General features: G+C 56.3%; 1 rRNA gene. It reads right to left on the bottom strand.

Annotation, left to right across the window (positions count from 1 at the left end):
• Window positions 1-59 precede the first annotated feature (59 nt).
• A 23S ribosomal RNA gene (locus ON36_RS08915) occupies window positions 60-2,718 on the bottom strand; the annotation flags it as partial.

Here is a 2,718-nt window from a genome sequence, read left to right as displayed (position 1 = left end):
TTGTCTCGGTGATCTGTGTGTTGTTTCAGATACCGCACAGTGGACGCGTAGCCTCTTTGTTTCATAAGCCCTCGGCCTATTAGTACCGGTCACCTCCACACGTTACCGTGCTTCCAGTTCCGGCCTATCAACCCCATGGTCTGTAGGGGGCCTTAACCACTCGAGGTGGTGAGAAACCTCATCTTGGAACAGGCTTCCCGCTTAGATGCTTTCAGCGGTTATCCCTTCCGAACGTAGCCAACCAGCAGTGCTCCTGGCGGAACAACTGGCACACCAGAGGTTCGTCCGTCCCGGTCCTCTCGTACTAGGGACAGCCTTCCTCAAGTTTCTGACGCGCGCGGCGGATAGAGACCGAACTGTCTCACGACGTTCTAAACCCAGCTCGCGTGCCGCTTTAATGGGCGAACAGCCCAACCCTTGGGACCTACTCCAGCCCCAGGATGCGACGAGCCGACATCGAGGTGCCAAACCATCCCGTCGATATGGACTCTTGGGGAAGATCAGCCTGTTATCCCCGGGGTACCTTTTATCCGTTGAGCGACACCGCTTCCACTTGCCGGTGCCGGATCACTAGTCCCGACTTTCGTCCCTGCTCGAGCTGTCACTCTCACAGTCAAGCTCCCTTGTGCACTTGCACTCGACACCTGATTGCCAACCAGGCTGAGGGAACCTTTGGGCGCCTCCGTTACATTTTGGGAGGCAACCGCCCCAGTTAAACTACCCACCAGGCACTGTCCCTGAACCAGATCATGGTCCGAGGTTAGAAGTCCAATACGACCAGAGTGGTATTTCAACGACGACTCCACGAACACTGGCGTGCCCGCTTCACAGTCTCCCACCTATCCTACACAAACCGTACCGAACACCAATACCAAGCTATAGTGAAGGTCCCGGGGTCTTTTCGTCCTGCCGCGCGTAACGAGCATCTTTACTCGTAATGCAATTTCGCCGAGTCTGTGGTTGAGACAGCAGAGAAGTCGTTACGCCATTCGTGCAGGTCGGAACTTACCCGACAAGGAATTTCGCTACCTTAGGATGGTTATAGTTACCACCGCCGTTTACCGGGGCTTAAATTCTCAGCTTCGCGCCGAAGCGCTAACCGGTCCTCTTAACCTTCCGGCACCGGGCAGGCGTCAGTCCGTATACATCGTCTTACGACTTCGCACGGACCTGTGTTTTTAGTAAACAGTCGCTTCTCTCTGGTCTCTGCGACCACACCCAGCTCAGACCGCAAGGATCATCACCAGGCGAGGTCCCCCTTCTCCCGAAGTTACGGGGGCATTTTGCCGAGTTCCTTAACCACAGTTCTCTCGATCGCCTTAGTATTCTCTACCTGACCACCTGTGTCGGTTTGGGGTACGGGCCGTGTACCAACTCACTAGAGGCTTTTCTCGGCAGCATAGGATCACTGAATTCACCACAACGGCTACGCATCACCTCTCAGGCTACATGTTGTGCGGATTTGCCTACACAACGCCCTACAGGCTTACACCAGGACTTCCATCACCTGGCCCAGCTACCTTCCTGCGTCACCCCATCGCTTGACTACTACACCCAGGGTCCCATGCAGCACCCAACTCGAGACCCAAAGGTCTTCTCGTGGGATTTGGATGGTTAGCACAGATGATTCGCCATTGGGCGCGGATACACGGGTACGGGAATATCAACCCGTTGTCCATCGACTACGCCTGTCGGCCTCGCCTTAGGTCCCGACTCACCCTGGGCGGATTAACCTGGCCCAGGAACCCTTGGTCATTCGGCGGACGAGTTTCTCACTCGTCTTTCGCTACTCATGCCTGCATTCTCACTCCCGTGGCCTCCACAACTGGATCACTCCGCTGCTTCCACGGCCACAGGACGCTCCCCTACCCATCCAGACACCTGGCTCGAAAGCAGGCTAATGTCTGAATGCCGCGGCTTCGGCGGTGTACTTGAGCCCCGCTACATTGTCGGCGCAGGATCACTTGACCAGTGAGCTATTACGCACTCTTTCAAGGGTGGCTGCTTCTAAGCCAACCTCCTGGTTGTCTGAGCGACCCCACATCCTTTTCCACTTAGTACACGCTTAGGGGCCTTAGCCGGCGATCTGGGCTGTTTCCCTCTCGACTACGAAGCTTATCCCCCGCAGTCTCACTGCCACGCTCTCACACACCGGCATTCGGAGTTTGGCTGACTTCGGTAAGCTTGTGGGCCCCCTAGGCCATCCAGTAGCTCTACCTCCGGCGTGAAACACGTGACGCTGCACCTAAATGCATTTCGGGGAGAACCAGCTATCACGGAGTTTGATTGGCCTTTCACCCCTACCCACAGCTCATCCCCTCAGTTTTCAACCTAAGTGGGTTCGGGCCTCCACGACGTCTTACCGTCGCTTCACCCTGGCCATGGGTAGATCACTCCGCTTCGGGTCCATAATGTGCGACTGGAAACGCCCTATTCGGACTCGCTTTCGCTACGGCTACCCCACACGGGTTAACCTCGCCACACACCGATGACTCGCAGGCTCATTCTTCAAAAGGCACGCCATCACCCCACCACAAAGTGGAAGGCTCTGACGGATTGTAAGCGCACGGTTTCAGGTACTATTTCACTCCCCTCCCGGGGTACTTTTCACCTTTCCCTCACGGTACTAGTCCGCTATCGGTCACCAGGGAGTATTCAGGCTTACCGGGTGGTCCCGGCAGATTCACAGCAGATTTCACGGGCCCGCTGCTACTCGGG

Source organism: Nocardia thailandica NBRC 100428 (assembly GCF_000308795.1).
Taxonomy (GTDB): Bacteria; Actinomycetota; Actinomycetes; order Mycobacteriales; family Mycobacteriaceae; genus Nocardia; species Nocardia thailandica.
Note: the sequence above shows the minus strand (reverse complement) of the source record. Positions and strands in the feature narration are given on the sequence as shown.